The following is a 16376-nucleotide window of genomic DNA, read 5'->3' as shown; positions in this document are numbered from 1 at the left end:
AGGTCTTGTGAATTTTACAGAGTAGGTTGTTCATGGTTTCCAGAAAACCCTTGGACCTTGCTATTTTCAAGTGACTTTGAAGGCTGATTACAACAATATATGATTGCAGCAGCAATAAGACAACAAACTCCAACCGCTACTCCAACCGCCAACATTTCTAAGTAAACTGCAATAGTTATTCCTAAAGCAACTCCAGCTATTGCCAGTACAGAAGCAGCTATAATAGTTCTCTTTTCACTTCGTGGAGCAGCAGCATTTGGTTTACTTGGTTGTTGATTATTGTTTTGAATACCAATTTTTTGATCTGAAACTTCAAGCTGCTCCTGTTCAGGAGTTTTTTCTTCTTCTAGGTTACTTGGCAGTACATCATCGTCTTGATTTACTTGATCCAAAACTTCAGGCTGCTCCTGTTCAGGAGTTTTTTCTTTTTCTGGGTTGCTTAGCTGTACACCATCGCCTTGAGTATTATTTGCTTGATCTGAAACTGGTATTTCAGGTTGGCTTAGCTGCTCCTGCTTATTTCCTGGTGTTTTTTCTTCTTCTAGGTTACTTGGCAGTACATCATCGTCTTGATTTACTTGATCCAAAACTTCAGGCTGCTCCTGTTCAGGAGTTTTTTCTTTTTCTGGGTTGCTTAGCTGTACACCATCGCCTTGAGTATTATTTGCTTGATCTGAAACTGGTATTTCAGGTTGGCTTAGCTGCTCCTGCTTATTTCCTGGTGTTTTTTCTTCTTCTAGGTTACTTGGCAGTACATCATCGTCTTGATTTACTTGATCCAAAACTTCAGGCTGCTCCTGTTCAGGAGTTTTTTCTTCTTCTTGTTTTATTCCCAAAACTTCTAATGAATTTTTAAGAGCAGCAGATTTTTCCTCAGCAGAACAATTAATATCTTCCTTCATATTTTTACCTCTTTCTACCAATAGGTCTATTGGGGACTTGTCATTATTGTCCTTAGCATCAATTTTTGCCCCACCTTTTATTAATGCTTCTAATTTGGGATAAAAACGTTTATTTACTTCTTCAAGCTGAAAACTCTGACCTACCTCCTCAACGCTGTTGCAATATTCTGAAACAACGTAATGCAGCAAGGTTTGCCCTAAAGAATCAGGAGTATTTAGATCTACTCCATTTTCAATTAAAGATTCTATAGTAGAAACATCACAACATCCTTTAACTAATGCGTTTTTGCCACTGCTATCCTCTTCCATTAAGTCAATGTTTGCTTTATTTTCGACGTGTGGATAAATATTATGCTCTACAATCTTGTGTGATATAGGAATACCGTTTGCATCCTTTAATCCTATAATTCCTTTCTCAACAAAAACATTCATCATTGAATAGTATGCTTTCTCTGTTTCCACGCGATCATAATAAAAGATGTAATCAGTCCATAAACTCTTTCTATGATTATCTACAAACTGGTCAATACACACATCAAGTGAAGTTACGTGTTCACTATTTGAAATATCGTAACGTACACCTTTATCTATAAGTGAGTGAAAAAAGGAAACAGCATTCTTAAGAGATATAATTACACTCTCTCTTGCACAACCTTCCCTAAATTCCATTGAGTTCATTTTTGACTGGCATTGATCAAAAAGCTTAATTATATTTTTATAGAGAGGACTTGTATTACAACTGATGTTATTATCTTGTGTATCTTTCTGAACATTAGGGTTACTACTATTTTCGGAAGAAGACTTCTTAGAAGAAGGTTGACCAAAATTAAAAGCATCAAAGTTAAATAACGTCTTTTTTAGAACAAAATCATCAGAATTAGGGTTATTAAAATACTTAAAGAAATCATGGAAAATCGTATTCCCGTCACTATCTTGCACATTAATATCGTCCACATCTAACTTCCCTAACAGCAAGCCTGCGGTTTTATAAGAATTTAATTTGATAGCAAGACGTAAAGCGTCAATAAGAGATACTTTTGCTCCTTTGCTAATCAAATAATCAACAATTTGCTCATGATCTTCTTTAATTGCATAATTAATCGGAGTAATACCAATATATATGCAATCATACTTAATATTAATATCGACACTGAACTTTTCTACTACTGTGCGTACAGATTCTAGATCACCTGCAAGAATTGATTGGTACAAAAAGTGGTATGGTTGCTTCCTTATATAATCTGCAAATAAATCATCAGATTTTGCTGTATTTTTCTCTTCACAACCACTTTTATCATATTCTTTTCTTTTTTTCTCGTTGGATAACACTTCATATGCCTTTTGAACCTCTAGAAATGGCATTACAAGATCTTGCATTTCTTTCGATTCGGACTCAGATAAAATACCACCACCACGTTGCTTTTCTGACAATTCTCGATATCTTTCTTTTTTTAGGTGGGAGTTTATCAGGATGATATTTCAGTGCTAATTTTTTATAAGCTTTGTTTATTTCTTCCGGAGTAGCATCTTTATTTACTTCTAGTATTTCATAGTAGTTCCTAGCCATATATACCCCAACTCACAAATAATATATATTAGCATCATATGACATAAAAATCAAGTGAACTCACCCAGGAAAAGTAGAGATGTAGACAATGCTGGAATTTCTATATACTATAGCTTCCTACTTCATACCGCCACGGCGCTAACAAGCAGCGGGATGACGGTTGTCAGGCTAGTACCTTCTCCTGTCATCCCAGTACCTTCTTCTGTCATCCCAGTGCCTTCTTCTGTCATCCAAGTAGCTAACACTGGGATCTCATTTTACTTTATGACGGTGTCGTCCTAATACCTTCCCCTGTCATCCAAGTAGCTAACACTGGGATCTCATTTTACTTTATGATGATGTTATGAAAGTAGCTGACACTGGGATCCAGAAGACTTAATTTCAACCAAATAATAAAGGCTAGATCCCAGTGTCACGCACTGGGATGACAAAAAGGAGCACTGGTTCACCTTATGACGGTGTCATCCAAATACCTTCCCCTGTCATCCAAGTAGCTAACACTGGGATCTCATTTTACTTTATGATGATGTCATGAAAGTAGCTGACACTGGGATCCAGAAGACTTAATTTCAACCAAATAATAAAGGCTAGATCCCAGTGTCTAGGCACTGGGATGACACCTGTAGCCCTACGTCATACCGCGATTCATTCGCGGTATCTCTTAACATAGATCCCGCTAACACGTAGCGGGATGACGGTTGTCGGTGAACCTAAGTTACTTTAGCTATAAACATTAAGAAATTTACCAAACGAAAAAAAAGGCAAAAGAAGCCCTAGTCATTGTCTATTTTCAGTATTGGCGTTTTTTAAGTCTTAAACACTGCAATTTAGCTGCTTTTAAATGCAACTCACCTACACCGCAAGTGTTTAAGAAATTTACCAAGCAGGAAAAAAGGCAAAGAAAACCCAGAGTAGCTAGTATTCAAATTCTCCCTTGTCAATTTGACGTTTTTTGCTGTCTTAAACGCTTTGTAAGCGCGTTTCGGCTTATATAGGTAAAAACCTAAAAATTTTTAAAGACATGCGATGCACGTAGTGCGAAAAATTAAACATGAGACGCCAAATACCCTAAGTTTTTTGTCATTAACCTGCACAGATTGCGAAGATAAATAAATAGCTTCACTATCATGATAAGGGGGCTGGCGAAGGGTGTCAAGTAAGTTTTCGTAGCTCTCATGGTTTAAAAAGCTGGATTCCAGCGTCACGCGCTGCCATGTGGTATACAAATTTCCTTCGAATTACAACGTACGTGCACTCTATATGCACTTGATTGACAAATGCTCTCTTATCAAAATCTCAAGAATCTGCACTATATTTAGTGCTGCACCTTTGCGCAGGTTATCAGCCACTATCCACATATTTAATCCGTGCTCAACAGTATTGTCTCGTCTAATACGCGATACATATACAGCATTCTCCTGTACAACATCAATTTGAGTTATGTATTCACTGTCTTCACGCCTGTTGTATACTAAAACTCCACTATCTTCGGCTTCACTTAGCACTTCACGAGCTTGTTCTTCAGTGATATGTTGACCAAATTCCACATTTACTGCCATAGCGTGGCCGATAAAGACGGGTACCCTTACACAAGTTGCAGTAACTTTTATATCTTCCTCTAAAATTTTTTTTGTCTCCTCTTGCATTTTCCATTCCTCTTCTGTAGAACCATTCTCCATGAATTTCCCTACATGGGGAATGCAATTAAACGCTATTTGCTTGGGGAATATCTCGGGCTTTTTAGTCTCATTCATGAAGATTTTTTTTGTCTGGTCATAGAGCTCATCCATTGCTGCTTTGCCTGCGCCAGAAGTTGATTGATAAGTTGAAGCAACGATTCTCTTTATTTTTGCTTTCTGGTGTAATAGATGTAGTACTAGCAGCATCTGTATTGTAGTACAGTTTGGGTTGGATATTATGTTGTGGTTTTTATATTCCATAATTTTTTCTTTATTAATCTCCGGAATAATGAGTGGCACACCCTCTTTCATTCTAAAATGGGAAGTGTTATCTATTACGATGCACCCAGCCTCAATTGCAGTCGGTACGTGTTTCTCAGAAACATGAGATCCGGCACAGAAAATGGCTATATTAACTCCAACGAAGTCATAATTCTCAAGGCACAAGACAGTTAATTCTTCATTACCGAAACTCACCTTCTTCCCTTCTGATTTTTTCGACGCAAGTGCAATAACAGAATCTATTGCCTCATCTTGAAACTCAGCAAGCGTGCTTAATACCTCACGCCCTACTCTTCCGGTTGCTCCAATAACAGCAATTTTGTATCCCATATAGATGAACCTCTAACTTTAAAGTCCTATTATATTTTTACTGACAAAATTTACAATTGTTTTAATATTTTTACCTTGCAATTAATTGTAATTTAGCTATTATTATGCAATATTAGTAATATTACATAATAAAGTGAAAGATGAATAAAGAATACAATGAAACTAAGGTTAAACCTGCAATGTCTACACCTCAAGAGCCTGAAAGAACCAATGGATTAAAGGCTCAAAATGTTCTTTCAAAAAAAGAAAGCCTGCAATAAATTTTGATGATAAAAAGTATGGTGTAAAAAACCTTAAAATAGACCAACAGTTCCTAAATAAAAGACAAGAATCTTCAAAGCTAAGAGATTTCTTAAGATCAATACCAATAATAGGGAGATTTTTAGCAAGGATTTTCACACCTGAAAAAATAGAAATCATCAGTAACCCTATATATGACAACATGGAAGCATATGAAAAATCGCAAGCAGGTCACTCCAGTAAGATAAAAGATGAGACTAGTGTAGATGATGAACACGCAAAAGAAGTAGATAGTAAACTTGAGAAGGGTAATGTTGAACAAGTGGACAATAAGAAAAGTCGTTAAACTCTATTTTATTGTGCAGGAGCTCTGCAGTACCAAAATAAATAAATGGGTATGCCACTTGCGGTGAATAAGCTTGCGATCAGCAAGGTATTCACAGAAGTTTCAAATATTACCCAGCAGCAAAAGGTTGTTGCTATACTGCCAATTAAAAATTTGTAATAGTTTTTCTCCTTTATAATAACCTTGAGAAAAGCAAGACTGCATGCAAGGTAAACAAATAAAAATGAAACTACAGAAAAGTCGATAATTGATGTGATCTGTTTAGCAAAATTGTTGCTTGAAGTGAGAATTAGTAGAACTGAAGTGCCAACGGAGCTGATTGTTATGCCCCAGAAAGGAGAACCGTGCTTGTTTCTTTTAGCAAAGAACTGTGGCATCAGTTTATCTTCTGCAAGGCCAAGGGCCACTTGTCCACTAGCTAGTACCCAAGCATTTAAACTGCCAACACAAACAATAAAAGCAACAATAGAAATGATCAAATGCCAATTACCAGGAAACATAATTTTTATTGCGTCAACATACGGCGCTTTTGAATTAACTAGATCATTGCCGTTTATCAATCCCATGATTGCAAGGCTATTAATGAAATATATAACTGCAACAGAGATTGTGCCAAGTACTATGGCTCTTGGTATAGTCTTTGCTGGATCATTGACTGATCCTGCAGGTGCTGTTGCTGATTCAAGTCCAATAAAACACCATAGAGTGAGTAGTGTAGAGCGAGCAAGGACTTGAGACATCGTGAGGGTTGATATTTCCTCACTTATGATAAAATTATTCCTATCAAAGAAAAACAACGCTGTTACTGGTATAGCAAGCAGTGCGGTAATTTTGACAGTCATCAATAAAAGCTCAACACATCCAGCAGCAGTGACACCTCTTAAATTTATTAGTGTAATGATCGTAAATAATAGTATTTCTAAAAATAAGCGTATATTTTGAATATCTCCATGAAAAAGCGAAGTAAGATAGCCAATACTTGCAACGATTACTGCTGTCGTGCTAACCCATGAAATTACCCAATATGTCCAACCAACAAAGAAAGCTGCAGCAGGGCCAAAAGCATGCTTTACATAAACGTGAGGACCACCCGTTTCTGGAAATTTTGCACAGAGTAAGGCAAAAACCAAAGCAAGAGATATAGCACCAAGCCCTGATATCACCCAGCTTACAAGGCTGTACATGCCATATGGAGCAAGGCTAATTGGAAGCATAAAAATTCCAGAGCCAATTTGGCTACTAATCACTAAGGCAAAAATAGCCCAAAAACCTATTTTATTTGACACAATAATTTTTATCTAAATAGACTAACGATATAACTGAAGCTCAGAAATTTCAATCGATCTTTATAAAAACTTGCATTTTTTAAATTTATGCATATAATGAAATAGATTATTAGGAGAAGGCTATGAATCCGAGGTTAAAAACATTTTTGGTTGTTTGTGGGTATGTTTTATTAATTGGTGCTGCTATTGGAACATTATTTTATCATGATTCTCTGCTTAAGATCTTTATTAATGCGCTTTATGCATTCCTTCTTGCCAAAACTTCAAGTGAGGTATTAGCTGCTTTTGGAACACTTGCAATTTCTCTTGCTGCCTGTGTTGCATGCTATGGCATACATAAGCTCTGTTCTATCTTTACAGAAAAAATTACAAGCAACTATCAGTCTTTCAAAAATAAAAACAGTGATGATAGTATTTTTTCTGAAGTATATAACGACCCAACAATAGGGTTGAAAGATAAGATTCTATTTTTCTCTATATATTTAATATATTACATTCAATTACCATTTTTGTACTGTGCATCGAAAATATCTGCCCTTAATGGGTGGCTGCTACTGAGTACTAGAAGAGAATACCAAGTAATCACATATTTCTTGTGCTTATAAATGCTGTATTATTAATTCCAGTAGCACTTCTTGAATTGATAAAGTATCCATTAGTGAGGCTTTTCTCACCTTTGGGTTTGAATGTAAAGCAGCTAAGCTTTTTGTTTAATGTAAGTGATGTGGGCACTGGCAGTCAAAGTGTTCACACGAGTAGTTTTGAACCTTACTATTACCCATAAATCTATAAATGATGAAAAGCTGCTATTTTACTAATTTAACTTTCTACTATAAATAGATCTATGGTCTAAAAATGGAATATATTATGAAAGGAAATATAAGCACCTCAACTGGTGAATGGGCAGAAAGTGAATTTGGAATTGTTGATTTTGGTGATATAAGATTAAGTAGGAGGCTTTTAAAAATAGTTAATAGTCTTGCTGAATCGCCTGAACGTTCAATAAATCAAGCTTGTGAAGATTGGCATCAAAGTAAAGCAGCTTATAGATTTTTCCAAAATGATGCCGTTTCTGAAAGAAAGATATTATACAGTCATATAATTAAAACTGTTGAAAGAGCTAAAGAATATTCAACTATTTTAGCTATCCAAGATACGAGTTATATTTCATATAAAAATCATAAAAAGACCAAAGGATTAGGGATTATAGCAGCAAGGTTAAAATCTGAAACAACTAATTTTAAAACCCATGGATTAGTGACGCATACAACATTTGCAGTTACAACAGAAGGATTACCTATAGAGTTATTGGGTCAAAAAATTAGTACTAGACCTCCCTTAGCTGAAGATCTAAAAGAGTTGAAAAAAAGATGCCATAATACCGCTCTTCCCATAGAAGAGAAAGAAAGCATACGGTGGATAGAATCACTTAAAGACTCTACTAAACATCCTGGATTAAAAGATGTTAAGGTAGTTACCGTTTGTGATAGAGAAGCAGATATTTATGATTTATTTGAAGTTGCTTCCACTAATCAATCTCTTTTTGTAGTAAGAGGAAATCAAAACAGAACAGTAAACAAGAAATCAACTTATTCTGAAAAAGGTGGTGAAAGATTGTGGGATTTGATGAATCGCCTGTCTTGTCAAGGAGAAATTCAAGTGAATATTCCTGCTCGCAATGATAAACCTCAAAGAACAGCAGTTTTAGAAGTAAAGTTTAGTAACTTTGTGATGAATGCATCAAAAAATAACGCTAGACGTAAAATCCAAAAACTTCCTAATTTAAATTTACATGCTGTTTATGTTATAGAAAAATACCCACCATTTGGTGAAGAGCCTATGAACTGGGTTTTGTTGACAAATATAAATATTAATAATTTTGAAGAAGCAGTAGAAAAAATACAATGGTATTGCTTAAGATGGAGAATAGAGGTTTTTCATAAAATTTTGAAATCTGGTCTTAAAGTTGAAGAATGCAGGCTACAAACAGCAGATAGATTGATCCGCTTTCTTACAATTATGAGTATAATTGCATGGAGGATATTTTTTATCACATTGGTAGCTAGAACAAATCCAAATCTTCCTTGCACTACCATACTAACTGATGATGAATGGAAGGTTTTGTATACCAAAATGCTTAAGACAAAAAACTATCCTGAGACCCCACCACCTATAAGAGAAATCGTGAGGTGGGTAGCAAAATTAGGAGGGTTTTTAGCTCGCAAAAATGACTTAGAACCAGGCCCTATAGCTTTATGGAAGGGATGGAAACGTCTCTTTGATTTAGCAGAAGGATGGAGACTTGCTCACGAACTTTATATTTGTGGGTAATAGTAAGGTTTTGAACATAGTATTTTCCAATGCGCTCAAGAGTTAAAACAGAAATTTGGAGCTCAACCAAATGTACTCAATAAAGAGTTTGAAGACTACATAAATAATTCAGATGAGCTTACAACTGAGCAAAAAGAGCAATTAAAACTTTATCTTAACTTTAATGGTTCCAATGGAGCAGCTTATAGAGAATCAAAAACTAGCCTTACTCTCACGCAAGCTGCAAATTTAGTTTTGACTGCAGCTAAGGATCAAAAGTCAGATATAGATTTTCTAAAGTGCATGTTACTGATACGTTTCAAAGAGGGAAATGGTAAGTGCAATCTAGGAATGTTCAATCGTATTATTTATTCACTCAGTTGTCTTGAAGCTAAAAATAACTTTACAGTTGAGGTAAACGCTCAAGTGTATGAGAGAATGCCAAGCATTACAGAAAAATTCCTGAGAAGCTGTAACAATAAAAAAATTACAGTTTTAAAGGACAATTTTGATAATTTTTATTCTGATGGTGATATGGATCCTCAAATAAAAAGCAACATCAGTAAACTGATAGAAGAAGCAAAACAATCTGTCTTTAATGAATTATATGTGGATTATTACAATAGGTATGGGCAAGATGTTGGAAGAGGCCCTATAAAGCATAAATTAAAAGAGTTAATTACAAGCGATGATGTAAAAGAAGCAATAAGCGCTGTTATAGATGGTATAGAAATTCCTCCAGTACCACCTACTTATCTTGAAAGAGTAAAAGCATTTTTTGGAGGTCATGCAAGGTCTTCTGCTGCTTAGTAGTGCTATAGCAGAAAACTTTTTTATTTTAACTAAAAAAATTACTTCTGCATATTCAAAGCCTTATTATAATGACAATTAGAGATATTTAGAGAGCTCAAAATCTATCTCCGTCTGCAGACTTTTCATCTAAATTTCAGTTAAAAATGTGGCGTATCTTCTTCAGCGTGTATACATATACTTAATCTCTGCCCAATGTACGTTGCATTTTTTCTGAATCTTGTTCATATGGGGGATTCTATGTCTAAAATTCCAGACACTTGACTTTAGCTAAAAACCATCTGGCGCCTATGGTTTTTTATAGTTTTGTCTTCCCTTTTCTGAATGGTTTGCAAGCTGCTGTAGCTAACCAAGAAAGGTTTCCCTACGTCATACCGCCGCGGTATCTCTTAACCGCTAACAAGCAGTGGGATGACGAAGTTATCGTCATCCCACCGCGAACCTTCACATCGCCGCAGACCGTCATACCGCCGCGGTATCTCTAGATCCCGCTAACAAGCAGCGGGATGACGAAGTTATCGTCATGCCACCGCGAACCGTCATATCGCCGCGGTATCTCTAGATCCCGCTAACAAGCAGCGGGATGACGAAGTTATCGTCATGCCACCGCGAACCGTCATATCGCCGCAGACCGTCATACCGCCGCGGTATCTCTAGATCCTGCTAACAAGCAGCGGGATGACGAAGTTATCGTCATGCCACCGCGAACCGTCATATCGCCGCAGACCGTCATACCGCCGCGGTATCTCTAGATCCCGCTAACACGTAGCGGGATGACGAAGTTATCGTCATGCCACCGCGAACCGTCATATCGCCGCAGACCGTCATACCGCCGCGGTATCTCTAGATCCCGCTAACACGTAGCGGGATGACGATTCTTCAAATCGTCAAGGTGTCATCCGAGTAGCTTGACTACTTGGATCCAGAAAACTTAACTTTAAATAAGTGGCTGCATAATAAAGACTAGATTCCAGCGTCACACGCTGGAATGACACCATTTTCGGTCTCTTAAATTGCTTTAGCTACAAACATTAAGAAATCTACCAAACGAAAAAAAGGCAAAAGAAGCCCCGTGGTGCGAGTTTTGACTCTATATTACTGTAAGTGGCGCTGTAATAATGTGCTAACGCTTAAAATAAGCGCGATTTGGCTGAATGTAGAAAAAATTTAAAAGACATGCAGCCGCTATAATTTTATGTAATCCGCCAAAAAATACCCTAAGTTTTTTACTGAATTTTGTTATTGAGCCTGCAGGTCAAAAACAAGTTTTGAGTCATGAATACCCTTGTTATCATAATAAGGGGGCTGGCGGAGTTTGTCAAGGAAGTTTTTTCGTTTCTGCGAGCTACCTGAGTTTATTGACTTCATTAGAGCCAAAACTCTTGAGACCTAGGTGATAATTCTATCTAAAAGGATGCCAAAAAAGAGAAGCAACCCTACGTAGGAATTATTTTTAAATATGGACATGCATTGACTGGGATCGTCAGGATTGAAATTTTTGTATTGGCGGTGAAATATGAACCCTACAGCAAGTAGAGCAATATAAAAGATGTTATTTAATGATGATAAGATACCAGCATATAGCCACGTCATAAGAGATATTAAATAAAATCTTTTCAACCAAGATTTTGTTGTATCACCAAAATATAATGCGGTAGATTTCATTCCGAGTTTTTCATCATCTTTTTTATCTTGATGAGCGTATATGGTGTCATAGCTAAGTGTCCAAAAGACGCATCCTATATAAAACAGCAAGGATTCTATACTGATCTGGTTTATTATTGCTGCTGAGCCCATGAGCATCCCATATTGAAGGTAAACCCTAAGAACAATTGTGGCCACCAAACATACCGCTTTAATAAAGGGTAAGTAGCTATCATACACATTGAGATTATTCCAAGTATGAGTGTGGTTTTATTAGTTAACAATAAAATTACCAAGGCGATAGATAGTAGCAGTGAGAGTAAAACCAAAGCCTGCTTTATGTTTAATGCACCACTTGCAAGTGGCCTATATTTTGTTCGTTCAACGTGCGCATCTATTTCCCTATCGAAAATGTCATTGATTATGCACCCTGCAGGTCTCATTAAAAATGCACCTATAGTAAATAAAACAAGGAGAAAAAGAGCCTGATACGATAGAGAAGTTGAGGCTAAAAGAATACCGCTCAAACTGGGAAATAGCACAAGCCACAAACCTGTTAAACTGTGCAGTCTCATTAATGAAAAGTAACGGTTGAAATACATTAATTAAGTGTGATTATGTAATATTTTGCTTACATTAACAAAATTATCGAACGCTAAATCAGGCTTGAAAACTAACTCAGGTATAAATCGCAAATCAACATAACACAATATAGATTTACGTATTGACCATGCAGATTGGTTCATTTCATTAACAACAGTGTTAATATCACAATTATCCTCAGAAGGATCTCCAGTGCGTGATGCTGAAATCCATGTACTTTTTTCTGAATCTGAGTAGTCAGCTACTTGGATATTCAATGAAGATAACACAATATATACATCTGCTTTTTTCAAATCTTTACTTAATTTTACGTCAGATACCGCTACATTTTTATTGAACACCTTACCTTCCATTAGGACTCTTGATATTGCTCTATGCAATACCGATGCTATTTTTAGGTTTCTAATTTCCTTTTTCATATCCATCTACTATAACACCCTTTCTCTTGCACTAATTGATAAGCTTCCAAAATATCTCCAACTTTAATATCGATATTACCCTCTAGTGATACTCCGCATTCAAAGTTTACACCTACTTCTTTAACATCATCTTTAAATCTACGTAGTGCTTTTAACTTTCCTTCATGCACCAATTTGCCACCACGCACTACCTTAATTAAAGAATCTTTTCTTATGACTCCATCACTTACGTAACATCCAATGATATTACCAGCTTTAGATACGTTAAATATTTGCCTCACAGATGCAGAACCAACACGAACCTCTCGTGTAACAGGCTTTAACATTTTAGTTAAATACATTCTCATGTCGTCAATGAGCTCGTATATTATGTTATAAATATGTATTTCTACACCTTTTTGTTTTGCCAAGTCCCTTATTTTTGAGTCCACTTTTACATTAAAAGCTAAAATTACTGCACTTGATGCTTCTGCAAGCAGCACATCTGAATCTGTTATCCCTCCTACTGCTTTGTGTAGGATATTTAATTTCACTTGGTCTTTACCGAGTTTATCAATTGAACTTGATATCGCTTCAATAGAACCAGTTACATCGCACTTTAAAACTACAGATAGTTCTTCTGTTTCACTGTTATTACGACTGAATATATCTAAATTATTGTCGTCTAAATCTTCTTTCTTTTTCTTGATCAACTCTAGCCTGTATTCAACAATTTCACGCGCCTGCTTTTCAGAATTTACAACAACAAATTTATCTCCAGCATTTGGCACACCATTTAGACCAGTAATTTCAATTGGAGCGGAGGGTAGTGCTGCTTTTTCTCTTTGACCAAGGTGATTAACCATACTACGTACTTTGCTGTATGTTGTACCAACTACCAATATATCACCAACCTTTAACGTTCCTTCCTCAACTATCAATGTAGCTGATATTCCTTTCGCTTTATCTATTTTGGATTCTATTACCCATCCAAGTGCTCGACAATCTTCTATTGCTTCTAGCTTCATTAATTCAGCGATTAACAAAATCGCCTCTTCTAGTTTATCTAAATTAGTTTTCTTTTTTGCTGATACTGGCACAATCATAATATCACCACCAAGCTCTTCAGAGATGAGATCATATTGAGGCAAACTATTAATTATTTTTTCTACATCACCAGGTTCAGATTTATCAATTTTATTAATAGCAACTATAATAGAAACATTTGCTGCTTTTGCATGATTTATTGCTTCAACTGTTTGTTTCATGATTCCATCGTCAGCTGCAACTACTATTACAACTATATTAGTAATATTGGCACCACGTGCACGCATCGCAGTGAACGCTTCATGTCCTGGTGTATCAATAAAAGTAATTTTTTGCTTATCTTTTGTCGTTATTTGATAAGCACCTATGTGTTGAGTTATGCCACCTGACTCTCTTTCTGCAACATTAGATTCACGAAATGCATCGAGCAATGAGGTTTTACCATGATCAACGTGTCCCATAAAAGTGACGACTGGTGGTTTAGGTTCTTTAGACAAGCTTTCCCTGTCTTCTATGAAAAATAAATCCTTTTCTCTGTTGGTATCGCTCACTCGTTTAGCCGTATGATTGAATTTTTCCACTATTTCATATGCTATATCTGGATCCACCAGATCATCTACTCTATAACTCTCACCGACTTCTTCTTTGAACATTTTTAGCACACTCTTGCTATCTTCTGCCATACGAACAGATAACTCCCTGATAGTTATTTTGTCTGGTATAATAACTTCTCTTGATATATTTTTACCCTTAGTAAACTTTGACTTTCTACTTCTTATACCAAATCTTTGCTTAAATACAGGGGGTTGTTCAGTTTTTTCATCTATTGCCTGTGCAATTACCAGTTTAGAATGCTTAGAATATATATCTTTGTTGACTTTAGAAGACTTTTTATCGTCGCTCTCATAGTCAATATTATCTTCTCTTAGTTCAACTAAGTGAGTATTACTTAAAACTTTCTTATTTATTTCTTTAGATAAAGTGTCCGCTTCATTTTTCTCGTCAATCTCTTTATTGCTGTCTTCTTTTGCTGTTTTCTCTTTTTCTTCTCTCTGATTTCTTTCTTTCAGCAAAGCAGCATTCTGCACAGCATTAATGCGGAAAATTTGTTCTTTCTCTGTTAAAGAACCTAATTTACTCTCGTCAAATAAATTATGTTCTTCTGCATCATGAGATTTTTTTCTTCTTTTTTTTACTATTGTAGCTCCAGTACTTGGGCTAGCTGAAGAGTTTAAATTGAGGTCTAATTTAAGCTTGCTTAAGCCTTGGAGCGTTAATTTTTTATTACTGATATCTTCATTATTCATATTATTTTATTATATTAACCCAAGCTTTTTACGTGCTTCTATGATTATTGAGTCTACTGTATCTTTTAGATTTTCTTTACTATCAGCTGAGGAAGAGAGTATGCTGCAAAACTCATAACTTGATAAATCTGCTATGTCCTCTAAAGTCTTAATATCATGTTTACTAAGAGCAATTTTATTGTCTATTGATAAAGTTAAATTGATTACATCATCTTCCATACCTAGACTTTTTAGCTCTTCTATTTTTCTATCATTTTCTGCTTTCAGGTGCTTGTTTGCTCTGTTATGAAGTTCGTTTGCAATATCCTCATTAAAGCCCTCTATTGAAGAAAGCTCTTTAATTGAAGCGTTGGATATATCTTCTACGCTTGAAAAACCTTCTGTTACCAATAGCTGACCCATAATCTCTTCTAAGTTTAAAGCTTCAGCAAATAAAGCTGAACATTGACTAAGTTCTTTACTTCGCCTTTCTGATTCTTGCTGAGTGCTTAATATCTCAATTTTCCATCCAACAAGCTCTGAAGCTAATCTTACATTCTGGCCCTTTTTTCCTATAGCTAAACTCAATTGATCTTCAGCAACTATTAACTCTATGCAATTTTCATTTTCATCAATAATAACCTTCGATACTTCTGCAGGAGTAATGGCTTTAATAACAAATTGACCCAAATCTGAGGAGTAATTTATAACGTCAATTTTTTCACCATTTAATTCGTGTATAATAGTTTTTATTCTATCTCCCTTAACTCCAACACAAGCACCTACTGGATCAATGTTCTTGTCAGGAGAGAAAACAGCAACCTTAGACCTTGAGCCGGCGTCTCTAGCTATACCTTTAATTGTTACTAACCCGTCAGCAATTTCTGGTATTTCTTGATTTAATAATGCCTCTAAAAAGCCTTCATGAGTCCTAGAAAGAATAATTTGACGTCCATCATCAGAGCGCTTAACGGTCTGTATGTAAGTTTTAACCTTATCGCCTTCACGAAATGATTCACCACCGGTCAAATTTCGCAATGGAAGATATGCCCTAGTGCCATTTATGTCTATAATAAGATCTGAATATTCTACTTGTTTAACAATACCATACCTTATTTCTCCCACCTTATCTTTAAATTCCTCATATTGCTTTTTTGACTCTTCATCTTTAATTATTTGAGCAATCTTTTGCTGGGCAATCCTTGCTGAAGCAAGATCAGTGTTAAGAGAGAGCAATTCACTAACAGTATCTCCAACTTTTGCATCTCCTTTTATTAATTTAGCTTGTGTCAGCGTAATTGATTCATACTCAGTGTTCTCTTCTTCATTTGATTCGTCATCAATAACTTTTAGTTTTCTGTATGAAGTAACTTTGCCTGTATTTCTATCTATATTAACTACAATTTTACTTTTGCTACCATACTTTTGATAAGCCACTGCTTCTATAGCACTTTCTAGTGCCTTTATTACAACATTAAAATCTAAACCTTTTTGAAGTGAAAGTTCTCCTGCTGTTTTTATTACATCAAGGCTTCCAACTATGTTATTCTTGTTACTTTTCTGCTTAACACTGCTTTTACGATTAGCAATCATAATAAATAAATCCAATGTAATTAGTTATAATTATAGCTTCAACGGGCAAAGAA

Annotated in this window: 12 protein-coding genes and 2 pseudogenes; 6 read left to right on the top strand and 8 right to left on the bottom strand. The window is 35.7% G+C overall.

Features of this window, described 5'->3' with window-relative positions:
* Nucleotides 1–14: 14 nt before the first annotated feature.
* Nucleotides 15–2333 carry a TomO hydrophobic C-terminal domain-containing protein gene (locus NMD99_RS03310; RefSeq protein ID WP_309166811.1) on the bottom strand — a complete coding sequence of 773 codons (2319 nt, stop codon included), beginning with the start codon at nucleotides 2331–2333 and terminating at the stop codon, nucleotides 15–17.
* Nucleotides 2296–2469: a DnaJ domain-containing protein gene (locus NMD99_RS03305; RefSeq protein WP_309166810.1), complete on the bottom strand. Its 174-nt coding sequence runs from the start codon at nucleotides 2467–2469 to the stop codon at nucleotides 2296–2298. The genes NMD99_RS03310 and NMD99_RS03305 overlap by 38 nt, the downstream gene beginning before the upstream one ends.
* Before the next feature lie 153 nt (nucleotides 2470–2622).
* Here NMD99_RS03305 and NMD99_RS03300 point away from each other — a divergent pair, with 153 nt between their 5' ends.
* Entirely contained in the window at nucleotides 2623–2751 is a 129-nt protein-coding gene (locus tag NMD99_RS03300; RefSeq protein WP_309166809.1) for a hypothetical protein, read from the top strand.
* 974 nt (nucleotides 2752–3725) lie between these two features.
* Here the strand turns inward: NMD99_RS03300 and NMD99_RS03295 are convergent.
* Nucleotides 3726–4760: an aspartate-semialdehyde dehydrogenase gene (locus tag NMD99_RS03295; protein WP_253307369.1), complete on the bottom strand. Its 1035-nt coding sequence runs from the start codon at nucleotides 4758–4760 to the stop codon at nucleotides 3726–3728.
* Nucleotides 4761–4900: 140 nt separating this feature from the next.
* Between NMD99_RS03295 and NMD99_RS03290 the strand changes: the two are divergent.
* Nucleotides 4901–5346, top strand: a pseudogene (locus NMD99_RS03290) (hypothetical protein).
* An 8-nt stretch (nucleotides 5347–5354) separates the two neighbouring features.
* Here the strand turns inward: NMD99_RS03290 and NMD99_RS03285 are convergent.
* On the bottom strand, nucleotides 5355–6632 hold the full coding sequence (locus NMD99_RS03285; RefSeq protein ID WP_253307367.1) for an APC family permease: 1278 nt from the start codon (nucleotides 6630–6632) through the stop codon (nucleotides 5355–5357).
* A 122-nt stretch (nucleotides 6633–6754) separates the two neighbouring features.
* Here NMD99_RS03285 and NMD99_RS03280 point away from each other — a divergent pair, with 122 nt between their 5' ends.
* The 4 genes from NMD99_RS03280 (at nucleotide 6755) to NMD99_RS03265 (ending at nucleotide 9752) form a co-directional block, all read left to right on the top strand.
* Complete coding sequence (locus NMD99_RS03280) at nucleotides 6755–7237, top strand: hypothetical protein (protein WP_309166807.1); 483 nt, start codon at nucleotides 6755–6757, stop codon at nucleotides 7235–7237.
* On the top strand, nucleotides 7228–7416 hold the full coding sequence (locus tag NMD99_RS03275) for a hypothetical protein (RefSeq protein WP_309166805.1): 189 nt from the start codon (nucleotides 7228–7230) through the stop codon (nucleotides 7414–7416). Before NMD99_RS03280 ends, NMD99_RS03275 begins: the two co-directional genes overlap by 10 nt.
* A gap of 80 nt (nucleotides 7417–7496) precedes the next feature.
* On the top strand, nucleotides 7497–8963 hold the full coding sequence (locus NMD99_RS03270) for an IS4 family transposase (protein ID WP_309166915.1): 1467 nt from the start codon (nucleotides 7497–7499) through the stop codon (nucleotides 8961–8963).
* A 234-nt stretch (nucleotides 8964–9197) separates the two neighbouring features.
* Nucleotides 9198–9752 carry a hypothetical protein gene (locus tag NMD99_RS03265; protein ID WP_309166803.1) on the top strand — a complete coding sequence of 185 codons (555 nt, stop codon included), beginning with the start codon at nucleotides 9198–9200 and terminating at the stop codon, nucleotides 9750–9752.
* Between the two features lie 1389 nt (nucleotides 9753–11141).
* On the opposite strand, the pseudogene ubiA reads toward NMD99_RS03265, so the two are convergent.
* The 4 genes and pseudogenes from ubiA to nusA form a co-directional block, all read right to left on the bottom strand.
* Nucleotides 11142–11971, bottom strand: a pseudogene (gene ubiA, locus NMD99_RS03260) (4-hydroxybenzoate octaprenyltransferase).
* Between the two features lie 30 nt (nucleotides 11972–12001).
* On the bottom strand, nucleotides 12002–12418 hold the full coding sequence (locus NMD99_RS03255; protein ID WP_164225054.1) for a ribosome-binding factor A: 417 nt from the start codon (nucleotides 12416–12418) through the stop codon (nucleotides 12002–12004).
* Nucleotides 12415–14751 carry a translation initiation factor IF-2 gene (gene infB / locus NMD99_RS03250; RefSeq protein WP_309166797.1) on the bottom strand — a complete coding sequence of 779 codons (2337 nt, stop codon included), beginning with the start codon at nucleotides 14749–14751 and terminating at the stop codon, nucleotides 12415–12417. Before infB ends, NMD99_RS03255 begins: the two co-directional genes overlap by 4 nt.
* A 9-nt stretch (nucleotides 14752–14760) precedes the next feature.
* The gene (nusA, locus tag NMD99_RS03245) at nucleotides 14761–16323 is read right to left on the bottom strand and encodes a transcription termination factor NusA (protein WP_264731488.1); all 1563 of its coding nucleotides are present in this window, start codon (nucleotides 16321–16323) and stop codon (nucleotides 14761–14763) included.
* Nucleotides 16324–16376 lie beyond the last annotated feature (53 nt).

This window comes from Wolbachia endosymbiont of Listronotus oregonensis (assembly GCF_031205055.1).
Taxonomy (GTDB): Bacteria; Pseudomonadota; Alphaproteobacteria; order Rickettsiales; family Anaplasmataceae; genus Wolbachia.
The sequence above is the reverse complement of the archived record's forward strand: the minus strand, read 5'-3'. Positions and strand labels throughout refer to the sequence as shown.

Bases quoted from the DNA above. Each gene is read 5' to 3' on its own strand.
- NMD99_RS03300 (WP_309166809.1), top strand. From the start codon at position 2,623: ATGACGGTTGTCAGGCTAGTACCTTCTCCTGTCATCCCAGTACCTTCT.
- NMD99_RS03305 (WP_309166810.1), bottom strand. From the start codon at position 2,469: ATGGCTAGGAACTACTATGAAATACTAGAAGTAAATAAAGATGCTACT.
- NMD99_RS03295 (WP_253307369.1), bottom strand. From the start codon at position 4,760: ATGGGATACAAAATTGCTGTTATTGGAGCAACCGGAAGAGTAGGGCGT.
- NMD99_RS03255 (WP_164225054.1), bottom strand. From the start codon at position 12,418: ATGAAAAAGGAAATTAGAAACCTAAAAATAGCATCGGTATTGCATAGA.
- nusA (WP_264731488.1), bottom strand. From the start codon at position 16,323: ATGATTGCTAATCGTAAAAGCAGTGTTAAGCAGAAAAGTAACAAGAAT.
- infB (WP_309166797.1), bottom strand. From the start codon at position 14,751: ATGAATAATGAAGATATCAGTAATAAAAAATTAACGCTCCAAGGCTTA.
- NMD99_RS03280 (WP_309166807.1), top strand. From the start codon at position 6,755: ATGAATCCGAGGTTAAAAACATTTTTGGTTGTTTGTGGGTATGTTTTA.